The organism is Parazoarcus communis (genome assembly GCF_003111665.1).
GTDB lineage: Bacteria > Pseudomonadota > Gammaproteobacteria > Burkholderiales > Rhodocyclaceae > Parazoarcus > Parazoarcus communis_B.
Genome location: NZ_CP022188.1, coordinates 3,397,193 through 3,412,284 on the forward strand (window position 1 = coordinate 3,397,193; position 15,092 = coordinate 3,412,284).

The window sequence follows — 15,092 nt, forward strand, 5'->3', positions numbered from 1 at the left end:
CGGGTCAGCGCTTGATCAGTTGCCCCAGCTTCATCACCGCTGCCTCCACACTTTCCGACCAGGGATGGCCGAAGTTGAGCCGGATGCAGTTTCGGTAGGCCTGTTTGGCCGAGAACAGCGGGCCGGGAGCGATGCTGATGCCGGCGTCGAGCGCGTCGCGATGCAGGGCGAGGGCATCGACGTCGTCCGGCAACGCGACCCACATGAAGTAGCCCCCGCGCGGCCGGGTGATGCGCGTGCCGGGCGGAAAGTGGCGGTCGAGCGCGGTCGCCATCTGCACTTCCTGCATCTCAAGGGCTGAGCGCAGTCGGCGCAGGTGGGTGTCGAACGCGCCCTGTTTCAGAAAAACGGCAATCGCGATCTGCACCGGGATTGTCGTCGCAAGGCTGGCGGAGAACTTCAGGCGCTGGATCTTCTGCGCAAAGCGGCCGGCAGCGACCCAGCCCACGCGGTAACCGGGCGCAAGGCATTTCGAAAACCCCGACACATGCAACACCAGGCCGTCGCTATCGAGCGCCTTGGTTGCCAGCGGCGCCTCACGCCCGAAATAGAGTTCGGCATAGGTGTCGTCTTCGATCAGTGGCACCGCGTGGCGACGCAGCAGCGCGATCAAGGCCTTGCGCGAGTCGTCAGGGACCAGGCTTCCCATGGGGTTCTGGAAGTTGAGCATCAGCAGGCAGGCTTTCACCGGATGATGGCGCAGGGCTTCTTCGAGCGCGCCAAGGCTTACGCCCGTGCGCGGATGGGTGGGAATCTCGATCGCGCGCAGGCCACGGCGTTCGATCATCTGCAGACTGGCATGGAAGGTCGGGGATTCGATGGCGACGAGGTCGCCGGGCGAGGTCGTCGCTTCAAGGCAGAGATTCAACGCCTCCATTGCGCCGTTGGTGATGACGATCTCGCTCGGCTGCAATGATGCGCCACGGGACAGGTAGCGCAGTGCGATCTGACGTCGCAACTCCTCATTGCCCGGCGGCAGATCGGTCACCGTCGCACGCGGATTCATGTGACGTGCAGCCGCCGCAAGGAAACGCCCCAGCTTGTCCAGCGGGTACAGGTCGGGACTCGCGAAGCTCGAACCCAGCGGCACCACGGATGGATCCTTCACCGATTCGAGAATCTCGAAGATGAAGTCGCTGACCTCGAGCTTGGTCGCAGCGCCTGCTGGCCGCGTGATCTCCGGTTCCGGCAGCCCTGTGAGCAATCTTGGCCGCACGTAATAGCCCGACTGCGGGCGGGCCTCGATCAGGCCGCGACTCTCCAGCAGATAGTAGGCCTTGAGAATGGTCGACGGGCTCAGGCGTTGCGACTTGCAGGCACTTCGCACCGACGGCAGGCGGTCGCCGACCCGAAGCACGCCGTCGGCGATGCGCCTTTCGATGTCGAATGCGAGCTGTTCGTACAGGTTCATGGGTGGTGCGCTGCGTGAATATTGCTGATGCGTCAATGCGTCTGAGAATTGTGGCGCCGGGTCTTCGCCTGACGCATCGTGAGTAAAACGATTCCCCAAGCCAAAGTCGGGCACCGATAATAGTCCCATGAAACGAATCGACTTCAACTCGATGGCCTACTTCGTGGCCGTATGCGAGACCGGCGCCATTGCCAAGGCGGCAGAGCGCGAGCATATCGTGGCGTCCGCAATCAGCAAGCGGCTGGCAGAGCTGGAGGCGGATTTTGGTGTTCCCCTGCTCGAACGCGGCGCGCGCGGCGTGAAGCCCACTGCCGCCGGGGAGGCGCTGCTGTTTCACGCGCGCACGGTGTTACGCAGCGTCGACCGGCTGCATGCAGAGCTTTCGGAGTATGCGCAGGGTGTGCGTGGCCATGTCCGCATGCATGCAAACATCTCTGCGGTGGTCGAGTTTCTGCCCGAAGATCTGCGCGTTTTCATGGCAAACAATGAAGGCATCAAGATCGATCTGCAGGAACACCTGAGCGCCGACATCCTGCGCGCAGTGGAGGAGGGGCGCACGGATCTCGGGGTTGTCTCCGCGAGTGACGAGGTCGAAGGGCTCGAATACTTCCCCTACCGTCAGGACGAACTCGTGCTCGTCGTTCGTCCGGATCACCCGCTGGCGGCGATGCGCGAAACCGGATTCGCCGCCAGCCTGGCTTATGACCATGTCGGCCTGAGCCAGAACAGTTCGCTCTACACCTTGCTCGAGCACGCAGCCGCCGAGGCTGGCCTGACCCGAAGACTGCGGATTCATGTCACATCCTTTGATGCGCTGTGCCGGATGGTGGATGTGGGTCTTGGGGTCGGCGTTGTGCCGCGCCGGGTCGGCAACTTCTTCGCGTCCGCGCTCGGCCTCAGGCTCGTCGGCCTCACCGACGTATGGGCAAAGCGAAACCTCCACATCGTCGTGCGCGATGTCGCCAGTCTGCCCGCCGCCGCGCGGCTGCTGCTCGATCACCTAGTGCGGGCCGACGCCGAGGTTGCCGTGTCGGCCGAGGGCTGACCGGCAGCTGTACCGCGCAATTGACGTCGGAAACGCCGTTTCAGCGTCTGCGCGAGTTGTACGAAGGCCTTGCTCAGCGAGCGGTTGTGCCAAAGTCGAACGCAAGGGCAGGTAATCCAGTTGCCTTGCGCACTTGCGTGCTTGGCAAGGCGAGGCTGCTGCGGATTTCCGCAGATGACCCAAAGCAGAAGCTACCGGGCACTTCAAAAATCAAACGACTCTGACCCCTTTGACTCCTTTGATCCCACGAAAGCTAAAGCTCAATGTGCTAGCTCAGGGGCGCGGAGCCGGCTTGCTAGTGAGCGTCCCACTGGAGCACCTGTTATATCAAGATTCATCCGCCTTGCCTTGGATGAGGTTTAAAGCACTACGGTAAATGAAGGGTACCCAGAATGACGGAGCATCTTTGGTGCCCCTTGCTTCAAAGAAACCGATTTCTGTAAGACGACGTGCAAGCGTACGAGTTTCTTCATTGTCCGTTCCCCAGATTCCTGAGAGAGTGGATAAGGTTTGTTCTGATTTTTCACCGTTCAGTTTCATCAGATAATCACGCATGTTGGGGTATTCAGCTAGCAGGGTTTGCTCGAATCTAACCTTGGATACTGTAGGCAGTGCTTCTTTGAACGATGACCGGTCAAATAGCTGATCATCAACTGGTTCATCTTCGCCTCTTTCAAGCTTCTTTATTTGGAGCTCCTTTGCCACTTCGAGGAGATGTATGACCTCACGCGGAACACTATGTCCAGAAGAGTCGGTAGTTCGAGAAAGTATCCAATTGAAAGTGTCTGGGTTTTTTCCAGTGTCAACCTGGCGTGGTGCTAGCCGGTAAAATAGCTCATTCTGCTTGGTGTAATCAGATTTAATGTCTCCTGGATCTATTCCAGCATATTCCGTCAAGGCTTCGTTGCTCAATAATCTAAGCATAATTAGATTCAGCAAACTCTCTTCGCTCCATCTTATGTGGACGGCCTTCGTAATGTGGCTGGCTTCAGTAAACCCTCCGGAAGTTATTCGCTGCCAAATATCATCCCTCACAAAAATTTTGAGCCGTATCCTATCGTAGGCCTTGATGTCGTTGTAAGCGCGGAAAAGAGCGCGAAGCGCATTTCTTTCAAGCTCTAATGAATCTGCGAAAGCAACATCTAATCGGTCGAACAATAACCAAACACTTAAGTCTTCTTGCTTCAGTGCGTGATTGGCTACCTCAAAAAGTTCCTCTACAGGAATATCTCCTAAGTTTTGTTCTTCAGATTTTTCCGAAAATTCTGTTTTTCTTGTGAATGTCGGTGTTCCTGTTGCAGGGTCAATTGTTAGTGCATATTCGATAGCTTTCGTATCTCGTTCCAACCAAGCTCTAAAGTAAGTTGTGACGGATCTAAACAAAACAGATAGGGAGTCAGCTGCCGGAAGCAACCCAACTTTCTCTAAAGCTTTAATTAGAGATTTGGAGTGTTCGTTGCTTACATCATACTCACGAAGAGCTTTTGCAATTATGCTAAGGCTATAAATCTTCCAAAGATACACGAAGGAGAGTTCCGATGGTGGAGGGGCGGCGACAATTGCTCGGAACACCGTAGCTCCACGTACGTTCTCGGCTGACGCTAGAAGTACGCCCTTGTCAAAAAGCTCACCGTCCTTCTTATTTAGCAGCGTGTAGAGAGCGCTTTTACCCGACCCTTTTGGACCATACACCACATCGATATTTCCATCGATCATCTGGTGCCACTGATCGGTTTTGACGAAGTAGCGCTCAAGGTGGTCTGATTCCTCTTCAGCTACGCGTTCGCCAATTTCAATTCTCTTTAGCGCATCTAGCTTACTTGTCATTCAATAGCTCCAGATAGTTATTCGGGGAATCTATTTAAAGATAACGTAAAATTGTGTTGCATGCCGTTTCTGGCGCGTCCATCTCGAAAGTCATGTTAGATTTCTCTGCCCTCAGAAAGCATCTTTGCAGAGCGCTCTCAAGAGGTTTGGAGAAATTGATGACTTGAGGGTCTTGTTTCTTGAGAGATAATTAAGGGTTTTCAGATTATTGATGAGCATGGGCGGGCTGGATTAAAACTCGCTGAACGGATAATTAGACTTGAACTCATTACCGAATGTCGAAAAGTCGTTCCAGATCGACTTCGAGATGAACTCATCTCCGTACGTTCCAAATTCATTGAAGATGGATCGGCTCTCGAAGCCACTGGCGACTTTTCCACAAAAAGTGTTGCTGCTGTCTTGTGCGATGATCACAGCCCCATTGAGGATGTCACAGGCTTCTTCAGTTCAGCAGTATTTCCGAAGAGGCATGGAGATCCCGCTATTGCCTTGGTGGCTCGTTCGATGTTCAGTCGCGTCATATGAGAAACTCGACGTGGAGATGACCGGCGCTGGGCGGCTTTGTCGCACAGCGCTCTTTAGAGCGCAGTGTTAGGCAATGGCGAGACAATGTGCGTTCACAATCAGTTAGCTAAATCCAATATTGCCTTTTCAAGAGCACCAGTAGAATGGCAAATAATGGTCTCCACTTTTTGCCCATTGGTAACCATATTCTCCGTTGCGCCTTTTGTGACTGCGCTCAATTCGATGTTTTGGGTTGGAAGTGTTTGTCGTCCAACCTCATGCCCCATTGCATGAAGATTAACTAAGGCACCATTGATCTTTATATGGACAACGGACTTAGTGTTTACCGTTAAGCGAGTGCCCGTATCTTCTGGTGCAACATATACATTCGCCCTTCCTTCAAGTTTCGCCGTTCGGATGAGAAGGAAAGACTGGCTAACGGATGGGTGCGGCTGAGTGTTTGAGGCGACTTTATACGTAACTATATTGTCCGCTGTTCCGTACTCATAAGTTTCAGTCGTTTTGCCGTCAAAGTATGTTCTTCTGGTTCTGCCGCAATCAATGTAATCCTGTGGCTTGTCAGATGAAAAACTTAGATTAATTATTCGAGATTCTTTGTCTATGTTATTTATCGCAAAGAAACTTGACGCCATATTTTTTACCAGTTTGTCCCAAACATTGGTTTGTGAATTATTCACAAACTTTTCGGCTACGAACTTTGGTGTCTGAGGGTTAGTGTGATCTGCTGTAGATACACCCTTTGTAGCGCAACCAGTAAGGATCGCTGCTGATACTGCTGAGAGAAAAAGGACTGATTTCATCGGACTACCCATCTATTGGAAGTAACTGCTTGGTGAATAATGCCAGGTGGCTAGATTTGTTTTAGGGGAAACAGAAGTGCTGAAAAAAAATGGGACTTGCAACATTGTCTCCGTGGTATGGGCGAGCCCCATTTGGTTGCTGATGATTCGAAAGTTATGGCTTATGATTTAGCAGTTCCGGCGCGCCATGAAAACCAGCGCCGGATCCTTGCCGCCCTTCCGCTCGGTCAAAGATCTAAGCCGGTTGCGGGAGCGTCCGGGGTATCAGCGCGATAGCTTACGGACAGAGCAGGTGTATGTCCATTGGGTACGAGCGTTTATGGGCTTCCACGGCACGGTGCACCCGGCACAACTGGGTGGTGCTGCCGTCGAGGCTTATCTTTCGTGGCTCGTCGGCGAGCGCGGGTGTCTGCGTCGACGCATCGTCAGGCCTTGGCAGCACTGCTTTACGTCTATGGCAAGGTGATCTGCGGCCCCAGCGTTCTCGACTTCAATGACGTGGAACAGCGGAATCGCAATAGCCATCTCCAAATGAGATGGCTGGCATGGCAATTGACCGTTATTCAGGCTTTCCCATCTCTGCAAGTATTGCGTCACCGCAATGGATCGCATGACCTGGAGCAACGAGAATGGGAAAGACCCTCTACGAAAAAGTGTGGGATGCGCATGTCGTCAAGCAAGGCGACGACGGCAGCTGCCTGATCTACATTGATCGTCACATCATGCACGAGGTGACCAGCCCGCAGGCCTTCGAAGGTTTGAAGCTGGCTGGGCGCAAGGTGTGGCGGACGAGCAGCGTGATTGCCACGCCGGACCACAATGTGCCGACCACCGAGCGCTCGAAGGGCATCGCGGACGAGATCTCGGCGCTTCAGGTGTCGACGCTGGTCGGCAACTGTGCCGACCACGGGATTCCCTTCTTCAGTCTGGAAGACAGGCGCCAGGGCATCGTGCATGTGGTCGGGCCGGAGCAGGGCGCAACCCTGCCGGGCACGACCATCGTTTGCGGCGATTCGCACACCAGCACGCATGGCGCGTTTGGCGCGCTGGCTTTTGGCATCGGCACGTCCGACGTTGAACACGTGATGGCGACGCAGTGCATGCTGATGAAGAAATCCCGCAACATGCTGGTCCGGGTGGAGGGCACGCCGGCCTCGGGCGTGACCGCCAAGGACATCGTGCTCCACGTCATCGGCGTCATCGGCACGGCGGGCGGGAGCGGTCACACCATTGAATTTGCCGGGAGTGCAATCCGGGGCTTGTCGATGGAAGGGCGCATGACCGTGTGCAACATGGCAATCGAGGCGGGTGCCCGCGCCGGCATGATCGCGGTGGACGATACGACCATCGACTATCTGAAAGGCCGTCCCTATGCCCCGGCTGGCGCGGACTGGGATGCGGCGGTGGTGTCGTGGCGCGGTTTGCATTCTGATCCGGACGCGGTGTTCGACCGCGTTGTCGAGATCGATGCCTCGACAATCGAACCCCAGGTGAGCTGGGGTACGTCGCCGGAGATGGTGTTGCCCGTCAGCGGGCGGATTCCCGACCCGGCCGCCGAGCGCGATCCGGGCAGGCGCGAAGCCATGGAGCGTGCGTTGAACTACATGGGGCTCGAGGCCAACACTCCGATCGCCGACATCGCGATCGACAAGGTCTTCATCGGCTCGTGCACGAACTCCCGCATCGAGGATCTGCGCGCCGCGGCCCGTGTGGTCGAAGGTCGCCGGGTTGCGGCCAATGTCTCGCTGGCGATGGTGGTGCCGGGCTCCGGGCTGGTGAAGGCGCAGGCGGAACAGGAAGGGCTGGACAGAATCTTTGTGGCCGCCGGTTTCGAGTGGCGCGAGCCGGGCTGTTCGATGTGCCTGGGGATGAACAACGATCGCCTGGTGGCGGGTGAGCGCTGCGCATCGACCTCGAACCGCAACTTCGAAGGACGCCAGGGTGCGGGTGGGCGAACCCATCTGGTGAGCCCGCAGATGGCCGCAGCAGCTGCGGTGAGCGGCCATTTCATCGACGCACGGACCCTTGGCTGAGGAGACATCATGGAAAAATTTGCTGTTCTGAACGGATTGGTCGCACCGCTCGACCGCGAGAACGTCGATACTGACGCCATCATTCCCAAGCAGTTTCTGAAGTCGATTCACCGCACCGGATTTGGTGCGTTCTGCTTCGACGAGTGGCGCTACCTCGATCGCGGCTACATCGGCATCGACCCGGCCAGCCGCGAGCTGAATCCCGCGTTCGAGCTCAACCGCGAACGTTATCAAGGTGCGAGCATCCTGCTTGCACGAAAGAACTTCGGCTGCGGCTCGTCGCGCGAGCATGCGCCGTGGGCGCTCGAGCAATACGGGATCCGGGCGATCATCGCGCCCAGCTTCGCTGATATCTTCTTCAACAACTGCTTCAAGAGCGGGCTGCTTCCCATCGTGCTGCCGGAAGCAGTGGTCGGCCGCCTGTTTGCGGAAGTCGGAGCGGAGGAGGGCTACCGCCTGACGGTTGACCTTGAGCAGCAGGCAGTGACGACCCCGTCCGGCGAGTCGATTTCCTTCGAGGTCGATCCCTTCCGCCGCCACCGTCTGCTCAATGGCCTCGACGACATCGGCGAGACCCTGCTTGAAGCGGATGCGATTGCAGCCTTCGAGCGCGGGCATCTGGCGCGCTCGCCCTGGCTCGATTACCGGCTGGCAGACTGAATCGGCTGCCGTGGCGCCCGCAGTCGGTCGTGTCCTGGCCGGCGCGGGGCCGTATACCGTGATGTGCCATAACGAACTTCAATAACAGTCATCGACGTCGCTATCTATCGTGCATCGCCAGCCGCGTGGAGAATATGCATGGGCCGATGACGGCTGCAGCGCTTCACAGATCAGATACCCCGATGGCAGGTCGTGTCACAGGGGCAGCCGGAGTCACGCTTGATCGAGATTCTCTCCATTACCAGCCCGATCTTCATCCTGATCGGGCTGGGCTACTGTGCGGTTCGGGCCGCGTTCTTTTCGCGCGCGGACATGCGCGTCCTCGGCACCTTCGTGATCAATTTCGCCTTGCCGGCGATGCTGTTCAAGGCCCTGTCGCAGCGCTCCTTTGGCGAGGTGATGAACTCGGGCTACCTGCTGGCGTATGCGCTGGGCTCGCTGTTCGCGATGAGCGTTGCAATCGTGATTGCGCTGAAGTGGCGCAAACGTGATTTCCAGAGCAGCGTCATCGTCGGCATGGGCGCATCGCTGTCGAACAGCGCCTTCATCGGCCTGCCGGTGGCGGTGCAGGTGCTGGGGCCGATTGGCTCGGTGGCGATGGCACTGTCCATGCTGGTGGAGAACCTGCTGATGCTGCCGCTGCTGCTGGTCATGGCGGACCGTTCGGATCACAAAAGCGCGAGTGTGCTGTCCATGCTGCGGGGTACGTTCGCGCGTTTGCTCAGGAACCCGATGCTGCTTGCGATTGCGATCGGTTTTGCCTTCGCCCTCTTCGGCCTGAAGTTGCCGGCGCCGCTATCCCGAGTGGTCGAGATGCTCTCGTTCGCATCGGGGCCACTGGCACTGTTCGTTATCGGCGGCAGCCTTGCCGGCATGGCGGTGAAGGGGATGATCGCCGACGTATCGCTGATCGCCGTCGCCAAGCTGGTCCTACATCCTGCGGCGGTACTGGTCGGGGTGTTGCTGATTCCGGGCATCGATCCCGTGCTGCAGGCCGCCGCGGTACTGATTGCCTGCGTGCCGATGTTCTCCATCTACGCCATCATGGGCCAGAAGTATGGCCTCGAGAGCATGTGTTCGGCGGCGCTGGTGGTGGCGACGGTGGCGTCCTTCGTCTCCATCAGCATGATCATCTGGATCATGAAGTCCGCTGGATTCATCCCTGCGCTGAGCTGAGCGCCGCCGGCCTTCTTCAGGCGGCGGGCGTGCCCTGCATCGGGATCGCATTGCCCTGATAGCCATCCCGCAACAACATGCGCATGAAGGCGTCCGCCGCCGGCGACAGTGTCGTGTTGCGTTTGCGGATGACGACGATCTTGCGCTTGATCGTCGGCCCTTTCAGCGGAATGCGGATCAGCCCCGGTCTTGCGCCGACCTCCAGCGTGGACGAAGGCAGGATCGCCGCGCCCACGCCGGCTGCGACCAGACCGATTGCGGTTGAAAGATGGCGGACTTCATAGCGGCCGGAGATGTTGATCCCGTGCTTTGCCAGCTGCACATCGAGCGCGAGCCGGTTCGCGCTCATCGTGCTGATCGCGATCAGGTCCGCCTCGTGCAGGTCGGACCAGACCACATGCTCGCGCTTGCTCAAGGGATGCTCTTCGCGGCAAAAGAACATGTAGGGGTCTTCCAGCAGCTGAAGCTCCTCGAGCTCGGGGTGGCGGTCGGTCGGGAGACCAATGCCGAGTTCTGCCTGCCCATGAAGCACCGCATCGCGCACCTCGAAGCCGCTCGCGTCGATGATGCGGATGCGGTTTCCGGGGTACTCGACGGCATAGCGACGAATCGCGACCGGCAAGGCCTGTGAGGCCATCGTCGGGATGCAGGCGATGGTGAAATTGCCTTTGCCTCGGCTCGACATGTCCTTGAGCGTGCCGACCGCCCGTGTGACCTCTCCCACGATCGACTTCGCCTGTGGCAGGAACTCCCGTCCGACCGCCGTGAGCTCCACGTAGCGGGTGGTGCGGTCGAGCAGTCGCAGGTCGAGATAGGCCTCGAGTTTCTGCAGGCGGCGGGTGAGGGCGGTCTGGGTGACATGCAGATGCTCGGCCGCTTTGCTGAACCCGCCCAGTTCTGCGATGGCGACAAAGGCCTGAATGCCGTCGAAGTCGATCTTCATCCTGCGTGTCTCCACACTAAGTAAAAACTCTACTTATGCAAGGATAGCAATAATCTTAAAATTTATTGCATTTCCGTACTTCTGCGTGGCGCCCTAACATTCATCAAAACAGGCACAGCCAACGGTGCAGGAGACAAACGGATGAAAAGCATACCTTGCGTTCTGATGAGAGGTGGGTCCTCGAAGGGCCTGTTCTTCCTCGCTCAGGATTTGCCTGCATCCGTCGCCGAGCGTGACCGGCTGCTGCTGGCCGCGATGGGGTCGCCCGATCTGCGCCAGGTTGACGGCATGGGTGGCGGCGACAGCCAGAGCAGCAAGGTGGTGATCGTCGGGCCGTCGAGCCGGCCGGACGCCGATCTTGAGCATCTGTTTGCGCAAGTGTCGGTTGCCCGCAACTTCGTCGATGTGCGGCCCAACAGCGGCAACATGCTGTCCGGCGTGGCCCCCTTCGCCATTGAAGCGGGCCTGATCGCAACGACTTCGCCGACCACCACGGTGCGCGTGCTCAACCTCAATAGCGGCAAGATCGCCGAAGTGACCGTGCACACGCCCGGCGGCAAGCTCACCTACGAAGGCAGCTGCCGGCTCGATGGCGTGCCCGGCAGCTTCGCGCCGATCGGGCTGCGCTTCCTCGACCCCGCCGGCACCCGCACCGGCGTCCTGCTGCCGACCGGCAAGGTCCGCGATGTGATCGGCGATGTCGAGGTCACCTGTATCGACTGTGCCATTCCGCTGGTCCTGGTCAAGGCCGAGGCACTGGGCAAGACAGGGCACGAGTCCAAAACGGAGCTCGATGCCGACATGGCGTTTTCCAGCCGGCTGAAAGCGATTCGCCTCGAAGCAGCCACGCTGATGGGGATCGAGGACCGCGAAAGCGTGGCCCTCCCCAAGATCGCCATCGTGGCCTCACCCCGTCATGGCGGCAGTATTGCAGCGCGCTATTTCTCACCGAAATGGTGTCACGCCACGTTCGGTATTTCGGGGGCGCTGGCACTGTCCGCCGCCTGTCATGTCGGCGGCTCGGTGGCCGAAGATCTCGTCGAACTCGATATCGATCACCCCGGCCAGATCGTGATCGAGCACCCGAGCGGCACCCTCACGTTCAAGGTGCAACTGGCAGAGCAGAGTGCCGCCCCGATTCCCGTTTTTCGCAGTGCCACTGTCGTGACGACCGCAAGGCCGTTGCTCAGTGGCGAAGTCCTGGTGCCGGCGCGCGCTGCCGCGCTGCCAGCGTGAGGGCAGTGCCGCTGTTCCGATAGACAAAATAACGACCGAGAGTGAAGAGACAAACCATGAAGCATTCACCATTCCTTGCATCCATGACCCGAAGGTCCTCAGAGATCGGGCGCCCCACGCCCGCGGGATTTCACAACACAGCAACGAGCTGAACACCACATCAGGAGGAGCACACATGACTAAAACAACGATTCATCGCCGCAATTTCCTCGGCATGTCCGTCGCCCTTGCGACTGCCGCCTTCATCTCGCCCGTGCCGGCCATGGCCGGTGCAGTCGACTTTACCGACAAGACCATCGAGTTCGTCATGCCGTTTGGCGTCGGTGGCGGGTCCGATACCTGGGCCCGCTTCAACGCTCCCTTTCTGTCCAAGCACCTGCCCGGCAAGCCGACCGTGGTCGTCAAGAACCAGCCCGGCGGAGGCTCGATCACCGGTGCCAATCAGTTCGCTTCCCGCGCCCGGCCGGATGGTCTGAGCATTCTCGGCACTTCGGGTTCGACGCAGTTTCCCTACCTGCTGGGCGATCCCCGCGTGAAGTACGACTACAAGGACTGGACAGTCGTGCTGGCTGCGCCGACCGGCGGTGTTGCCTATATCAGCAGCAGTTTTGGCGTGAAGTCACTCGCCGAACTGGGCAAGCTCAAGGGCCAGCGCCTGATCTTTGGAAGCCAGGGCTCGACGTCGCTCGATCTCGTTCCGCTGCTCGGCTTCCGCCTGCTTGGCCTTGAGGTGCACCATGTGTTCGGCATGAAGAGCCGTGGAGAAGGTCGCCTCGCATTCGAGCGTGGTGAAGCCAATATCGACTACCAGACCACGTCGGCCTACCTGAAGAGTTCGCTCCCCATCGTTCAGGAAGGGAAAGCTGTCCCGCTGTTCAGCTGGGGCGCCACGGACGACGACGGCAAGCTCATCCGTGACCCGAACTTCCCGGATCTGCCGCACATCGGTGAAGCCATCGAGATCGTTACCGGCAAGAAGCCATCCGGCACCGAGTGGGAGGCGTTCAAGTCCTTCCTGATCGCGGGCTTCCCTGCCCAGAAGCTGCTGGTACTGCCCAAGGGCACGCCTGACCCCATCGTCGAGGCCTACCGTGAGGCGGTGCGCAAGATGAAGCTCGACCCCGAGTACATCGCCGCAAAAGACGAGGCGCTTGGCGGTTACGAGCAAGTGACCGACAAGGCCGGCGAGTCGCTCTTCAAGGAAGGCACGACGATTGATCCGAAGGCCCGGGACTGGGTCCGCGCGCTGCTCGAGAAAGAGTACAACACACGCTTCTAACGCTGACGGGCGTCAGGGTGGCCGCAGCTGGCCGCTCTGATGCCCCGGCCACTCAATTCTGGAGTTTCCAATGCTAGAAGCCATGCAGAGTGCCTTCGTCGGCCTGCTCTCGTTTGAGCACGCCGCCTACATGCTGCTCGGTATTGTTGTCGGCCTTGGTGTGGGCATTCTGCCCGGCCTCGGCGGCATTGCAGGCATGTCGCTACTGATGCCCTTCATCTACGGAATGGATCAGGTTTCCGCGCTTGCCATGCTGGTCGGTATGGTCGCCGTAATTCCGACCGGCGACACCTTCACTTCGGTGCTCATGGGCATCCCCGGTTCAAGCGCCAGTCAGGCCACGGTCCTGGATGGATTTCCGCTGGCCAAGAAAGGGCAGGCGGCCCGCGCACTGAGCGCCGCCTTTTCGGCGTCATTGCTGGGAGGGGTGTTCGGCGCGCTGATGCTGACCGGCTTTGTCGTTGTCGCCAAGCCGTTGATCCTGTCCTTTACCACCGCCGAATTGTTCATGTTTGCCCTGCTGGGGCTGTCGGTGGTGGGTGTGCTTGCCGGCGAGAGCATCATGCGTGGTGTCATCGCGTGCGGTCTCGGCCTGATGGTCGGCGCCATTGGCGCAGCCCCCGCGACTGGCGAGAGCCGTTTCGACCTCGGCATTGATTATCTGATCGACGGTGTGCCGCTGGTCATCATTGGCCTGGGGCTGTTCGCGATTCCCGAGATCGCCGATCTGATCCGCCGTTCCCGCCCGATCGCGGCTGAATCCGGTCTCGGTGCCGGCTGGCTGCAAGGCGTGGTCGATACCTTCAAGAACTGGTTCCTGGTGTTACGTTGTTCGGCACTGGGCACCTTCATTGGCGCCATTCCGGGCCTCGGCGGCGGGGTGGTGGACTGGATCGCTTACGGTCACGCTGCGCAGACCAGCAAGGACACGTCCAACTTCGGCAAGGGCGAGATCAAGGGTGTGATCGCACCGGAATCGGCCAACAACGCACTGCAGGGCGGCGCGCTGATGCCGACACTGCTGTTCGGCATTCCGGGTTCAGGCAGCATGGCGGTGTTCCTCGGCGGCATGGTCCTGCTCGGCCTGCAGCCCGGTCCGTCGATGGTCACCACCGACCTGGAGCTGACCTACACCATCGCCTGGACGCTGGCCCTCTCGAGCATTGTTGGTGCTGCCATCTGCTTCTTCCTGGCCGTGCCCATTGCGCGACTGACCTTCGTGCCCTTCAACCTGATCGCGCCCTTCATGATCATGATCATCTGCTTCGCGGCCTTCCAGGCGCGGCGCGATCTGACCGATCTGCTGGTGCTGTTCGCGGTGGGCATCGTCGGCATCTTCCTGCGCCGCTTCGGCTGGCCCCGGCCTGCGTTCCTGATCGGCTTCGTGCTTTCGAGCCAGGCTGAGAACTATCTGTATCAGGCGCTTCAGTTCTACGGCTGGGAGTTCGTCCAGCGTCCGGGCGTGCTGATCATCGGCGGCCTGACCATCGCCTCCACGCTGATGGCCCTGCGCAGCCGGGTATCCGAAGAAGGTGCGGTCACCAAGGAGGCCCGCGGCGAGGAAACCGATCGGCCGGTGCTCGGAGGCGCCGACAAGGCGGAGCGTCGTCCGCAGATCGTGTTTGCCGTGCTGTTGCTGGCGACCTTCCTCTACGGCGTGATGAGCAGCGCACCGTTGAGCTTCCTGGGATCGGTGTTTCCCTTCTACACCTCGGCACTGATGGTCGCCTTCAGCGGCTACATGGTGATGATGCTCGTCGTTGGCAAGCCGGGACACAGCGCACATTTCGACCAGGAGGTGGCTGCCAAAGCAAAGGGCGCGGACGACGGCACCACTGTCTGGCCGTCCGTGGGCTGGTTCGTGTTCCTCTTCGGGATGACCTCGGTGCTCGGTTTCATCATCTCGATCGCGATCTTCATCACAAGCTTCCTGATGGTGCGCACACAGCTCGGTGTCGCGCGCAGCCTGCTCTACACGGGGCTCTGCATCGCGTTCATGAGCACGCTTGGTCACTACCTGACGCTCGACTTCCCGGCGGGCGTACTGCAGCACTACGTGGAAATGCCGTGGCCGCTCAAGTAAGCCCGCCTGCTCACCAAGTCTCAGCCACATTTTTGTGATCCCGCACCTGTCCGTCAGCCCCATTGGCGGGCGAC

The 15,092-nt window shown here is 59.1% G+C and carries 11 protein-coding genes and 1 pseudogene; 8 read left to right on the forward strand and 4 right to left on the reverse strand.

Annotated elements, in window-relative coordinates:
• Nucleotides 1-4: 4 nt before the first annotated feature.
• Nucleotides 5-1,411, reverse strand: coding sequence for a PLP-dependent aminotransferase family protein (locus tag CEW87_RS15565; protein WP_108974427.1), 1,407 nt, complete (start codon nucleotides 1,409-1,411; stop codon nucleotides 5-7).
• A 127-nt stretch (nucleotides 1,412-1,538) separates the two neighbouring features.
• Between CEW87_RS15565 and CEW87_RS15570 the strand changes: the two genes are divergently transcribed.
• Nucleotides 1,539-2,456 (forward strand): LysR family transcriptional regulator, encoded by a 918-nt coding sequence (locus CEW87_RS15570; RefSeq protein WP_108974429.1) that lies wholly within the window; start codon nucleotides 1,539-1,541, stop codon nucleotides 2,454-2,456.
• Nucleotides 2,457-2,783: 327 nt separating this feature from the next.
• Here CEW87_RS15570 and CEW87_RS22470 read toward each other — a convergent pair whose 3' ends face one another.
• Both CEW87_RS22470 and CEW87_RS22475 read right to left on the reverse strand, forming a co-directional pair.
• The gene (locus CEW87_RS22470) at nucleotides 2,784-4,283 is read right to left on the reverse strand and encodes a P-loop ATPase, Sll1717 family (protein ID WP_159098183.1); all 1,500 of its coding nucleotides are present in this window, start codon (nucleotides 4,281-4,283) and stop codon (nucleotides 2,784-2,786) included.
• Between the two features lie 623 nt (nucleotides 4,284-4,906).
• Nucleotides 4,907-5,608: a hypothetical protein gene (locus CEW87_RS22475; protein WP_159098184.1), complete on the reverse strand. Its 702-nt coding sequence runs from the start codon at nucleotides 5,606-5,608 to the stop codon at nucleotides 4,907-4,909.
• A 187-nt stretch (nucleotides 5,609-5,795) separates the two neighbouring features.
• Between CEW87_RS22475 and CEW87_RS22815 the strand changes: the two are divergent.
• The 4 genes and pseudogenes from CEW87_RS22815 to CEW87_RS15595 all read left to right on the forward strand — a co-directional run.
• Nucleotides 5,796-6,079: pseudogene (locus CEW87_RS22815) on the forward strand (phage integrase N-terminal SAM-like domain-containing protein); the annotation flags it as partial.
• Nucleotides 6,080-6,237: 158 nt separating this feature from the next.
• Nucleotides 6,238-7,641, forward strand: a complete 1,404-nt coding sequence (gene leuC, locus CEW87_RS15585) for a 3-isopropylmalate dehydratase large subunit (RefSeq protein WP_108974433.1) — start codon at nucleotides 6,238-6,240, stop codon at nucleotides 7,639-7,641.
• A gap of 9 nt (nucleotides 7,642-7,650) precedes the next feature.
• Complete coding sequence (gene leuD / locus CEW87_RS15590; RefSeq protein WP_108974435.1) at nucleotides 7,651-8,301, forward strand: 3-isopropylmalate dehydratase small subunit; 651 nt, start codon at nucleotides 7,651-7,653, stop codon at nucleotides 8,299-8,301.
• A 219-nt stretch (nucleotides 8,302-8,520) separates the two neighbouring features.
• A complete protein-coding gene (locus CEW87_RS15595) occupies nucleotides 8,521-9,477 on the forward strand; it encodes an AEC family transporter (RefSeq protein ID WP_108974437.1) in 957 nt (318 codons plus the stop codon).
• A 16-nt stretch (nucleotides 9,478-9,493) separates the two neighbouring features.
• Here CEW87_RS15595 and CEW87_RS15600 read toward each other — a convergent pair whose 3' ends face one another.
• Nucleotides 9,494-10,420 carry a LysR family transcriptional regulator gene (locus tag CEW87_RS15600; RefSeq protein ID WP_108974439.1) on the reverse strand — a complete coding sequence of 309 codons (927 nt, stop codon included), beginning with the start codon at nucleotides 10,418-10,420 and terminating at the stop codon, nucleotides 9,494-9,496.
• Nucleotides 10,421-10,561: 141 nt separating this feature from the next.
• Between CEW87_RS15600 and CEW87_RS15605 the strand changes: the two genes are divergently transcribed.
• The 3 genes from CEW87_RS15605 to CEW87_RS15615 all read left to right on the forward strand — a co-directional run bounded on the left by CEW87_RS15605 (nucleotide 10,562) and on the right by CEW87_RS15615 (nucleotide 15,018).
• Entirely contained in the window at nucleotides 10,562-11,656 is a 1,095-nt protein-coding gene (locus tag CEW87_RS15605) for a 4-oxalomesaconate tautomerase (protein WP_108974441.1), read from the forward strand.
• 175 nt (nucleotides 11,657-11,831) lie between these two features.
• Nucleotides 11,832-12,935 carry a Bug family tripartite tricarboxylate transporter substrate binding protein gene (locus CEW87_RS15610; protein ID WP_108974443.1) on the forward strand — a complete coding sequence of 368 codons (1,104 nt, stop codon included), beginning with the start codon at nucleotides 11,832-11,834 and terminating at the stop codon, nucleotides 12,933-12,935.
• A gap of 70 nt (nucleotides 12,936-13,005) precedes the next feature.
• Nucleotides 13,006-15,018: a tripartite tricarboxylate transporter permease gene (locus CEW87_RS15615; RefSeq protein ID WP_108948012.1), complete on the forward strand. Its 2,013-nt coding sequence runs from the start codon at nucleotides 13,006-13,008 to the stop codon at nucleotides 15,016-15,018.
• Nucleotides 15,019-15,092 lie beyond the last annotated feature (74 nt).

What these genes read in the sequence shown, in the direction of transcription:
- leuC (WP_108974433.1), top strand. Translation starts at nt 6,238, where the DNA reads ATGGGAAAGACCCTCTACGAAAAAGTGTGGGATGCGCATGTCGTCAAG.
- CEW87_RS22475 (WP_159098184.1), bottom strand. Translation starts at nt 5,608, where the DNA reads ATGAAATCAGTCCTTTTTCTCTCAGCAGTATCAGCAGCGATCCTTACT.
- CEW87_RS15565 (WP_108974427.1), bottom strand. Translation starts at nt 1,411, where the DNA reads ATGAACCTGTACGAACAGCTCGCATTCGACATCGAAAGGCGCATCGCC.
- CEW87_RS15570 (WP_108974429.1), top strand. Translation starts at nt 1,539, where the DNA reads ATGAAACGAATCGACTTCAACTCGATGGCCTACTTCGTGGCCGTATGC.
- CEW87_RS22470 (WP_159098183.1), bottom strand. Translation starts at nt 4,283, where the DNA reads ATGACAAGTAAGCTAGATGCGCTAAAGAGAATTGAAATTGGCGAACGC.
- leuD (WP_108974435.1), top strand. Translation starts at nt 7,651, where the DNA reads ATGGAAAAATTTGCTGTTCTGAACGGATTGGTCGCACCGCTCGACCGC.
- CEW87_RS15600 (WP_108974439.1), bottom strand. Translation starts at nt 10,420, where the DNA reads ATGAAGATCGACTTCGACGGCATTCAGGCCTTTGTCGCCATCGCAGAA.
- CEW87_RS15610 (WP_108974443.1), top strand. Translation starts at nt 11,832, where the DNA reads ATGACTAAAACAACGATTCATCGCCGCAATTTCCTCGGCATGTCCGTC.
- CEW87_RS15615 (WP_108948012.1), top strand. Translation starts at nt 13,006, where the DNA reads ATGCTAGAAGCCATGCAGAGTGCCTTCGTCGGCCTGCTCTCGTTTGAG.
- CEW87_RS15605 (WP_108974441.1), top strand. Translation starts at nt 10,562, where the DNA reads ATGAAAAGCATACCTTGCGTTCTGATGAGAGGTGGGTCCTCGAAGGGC.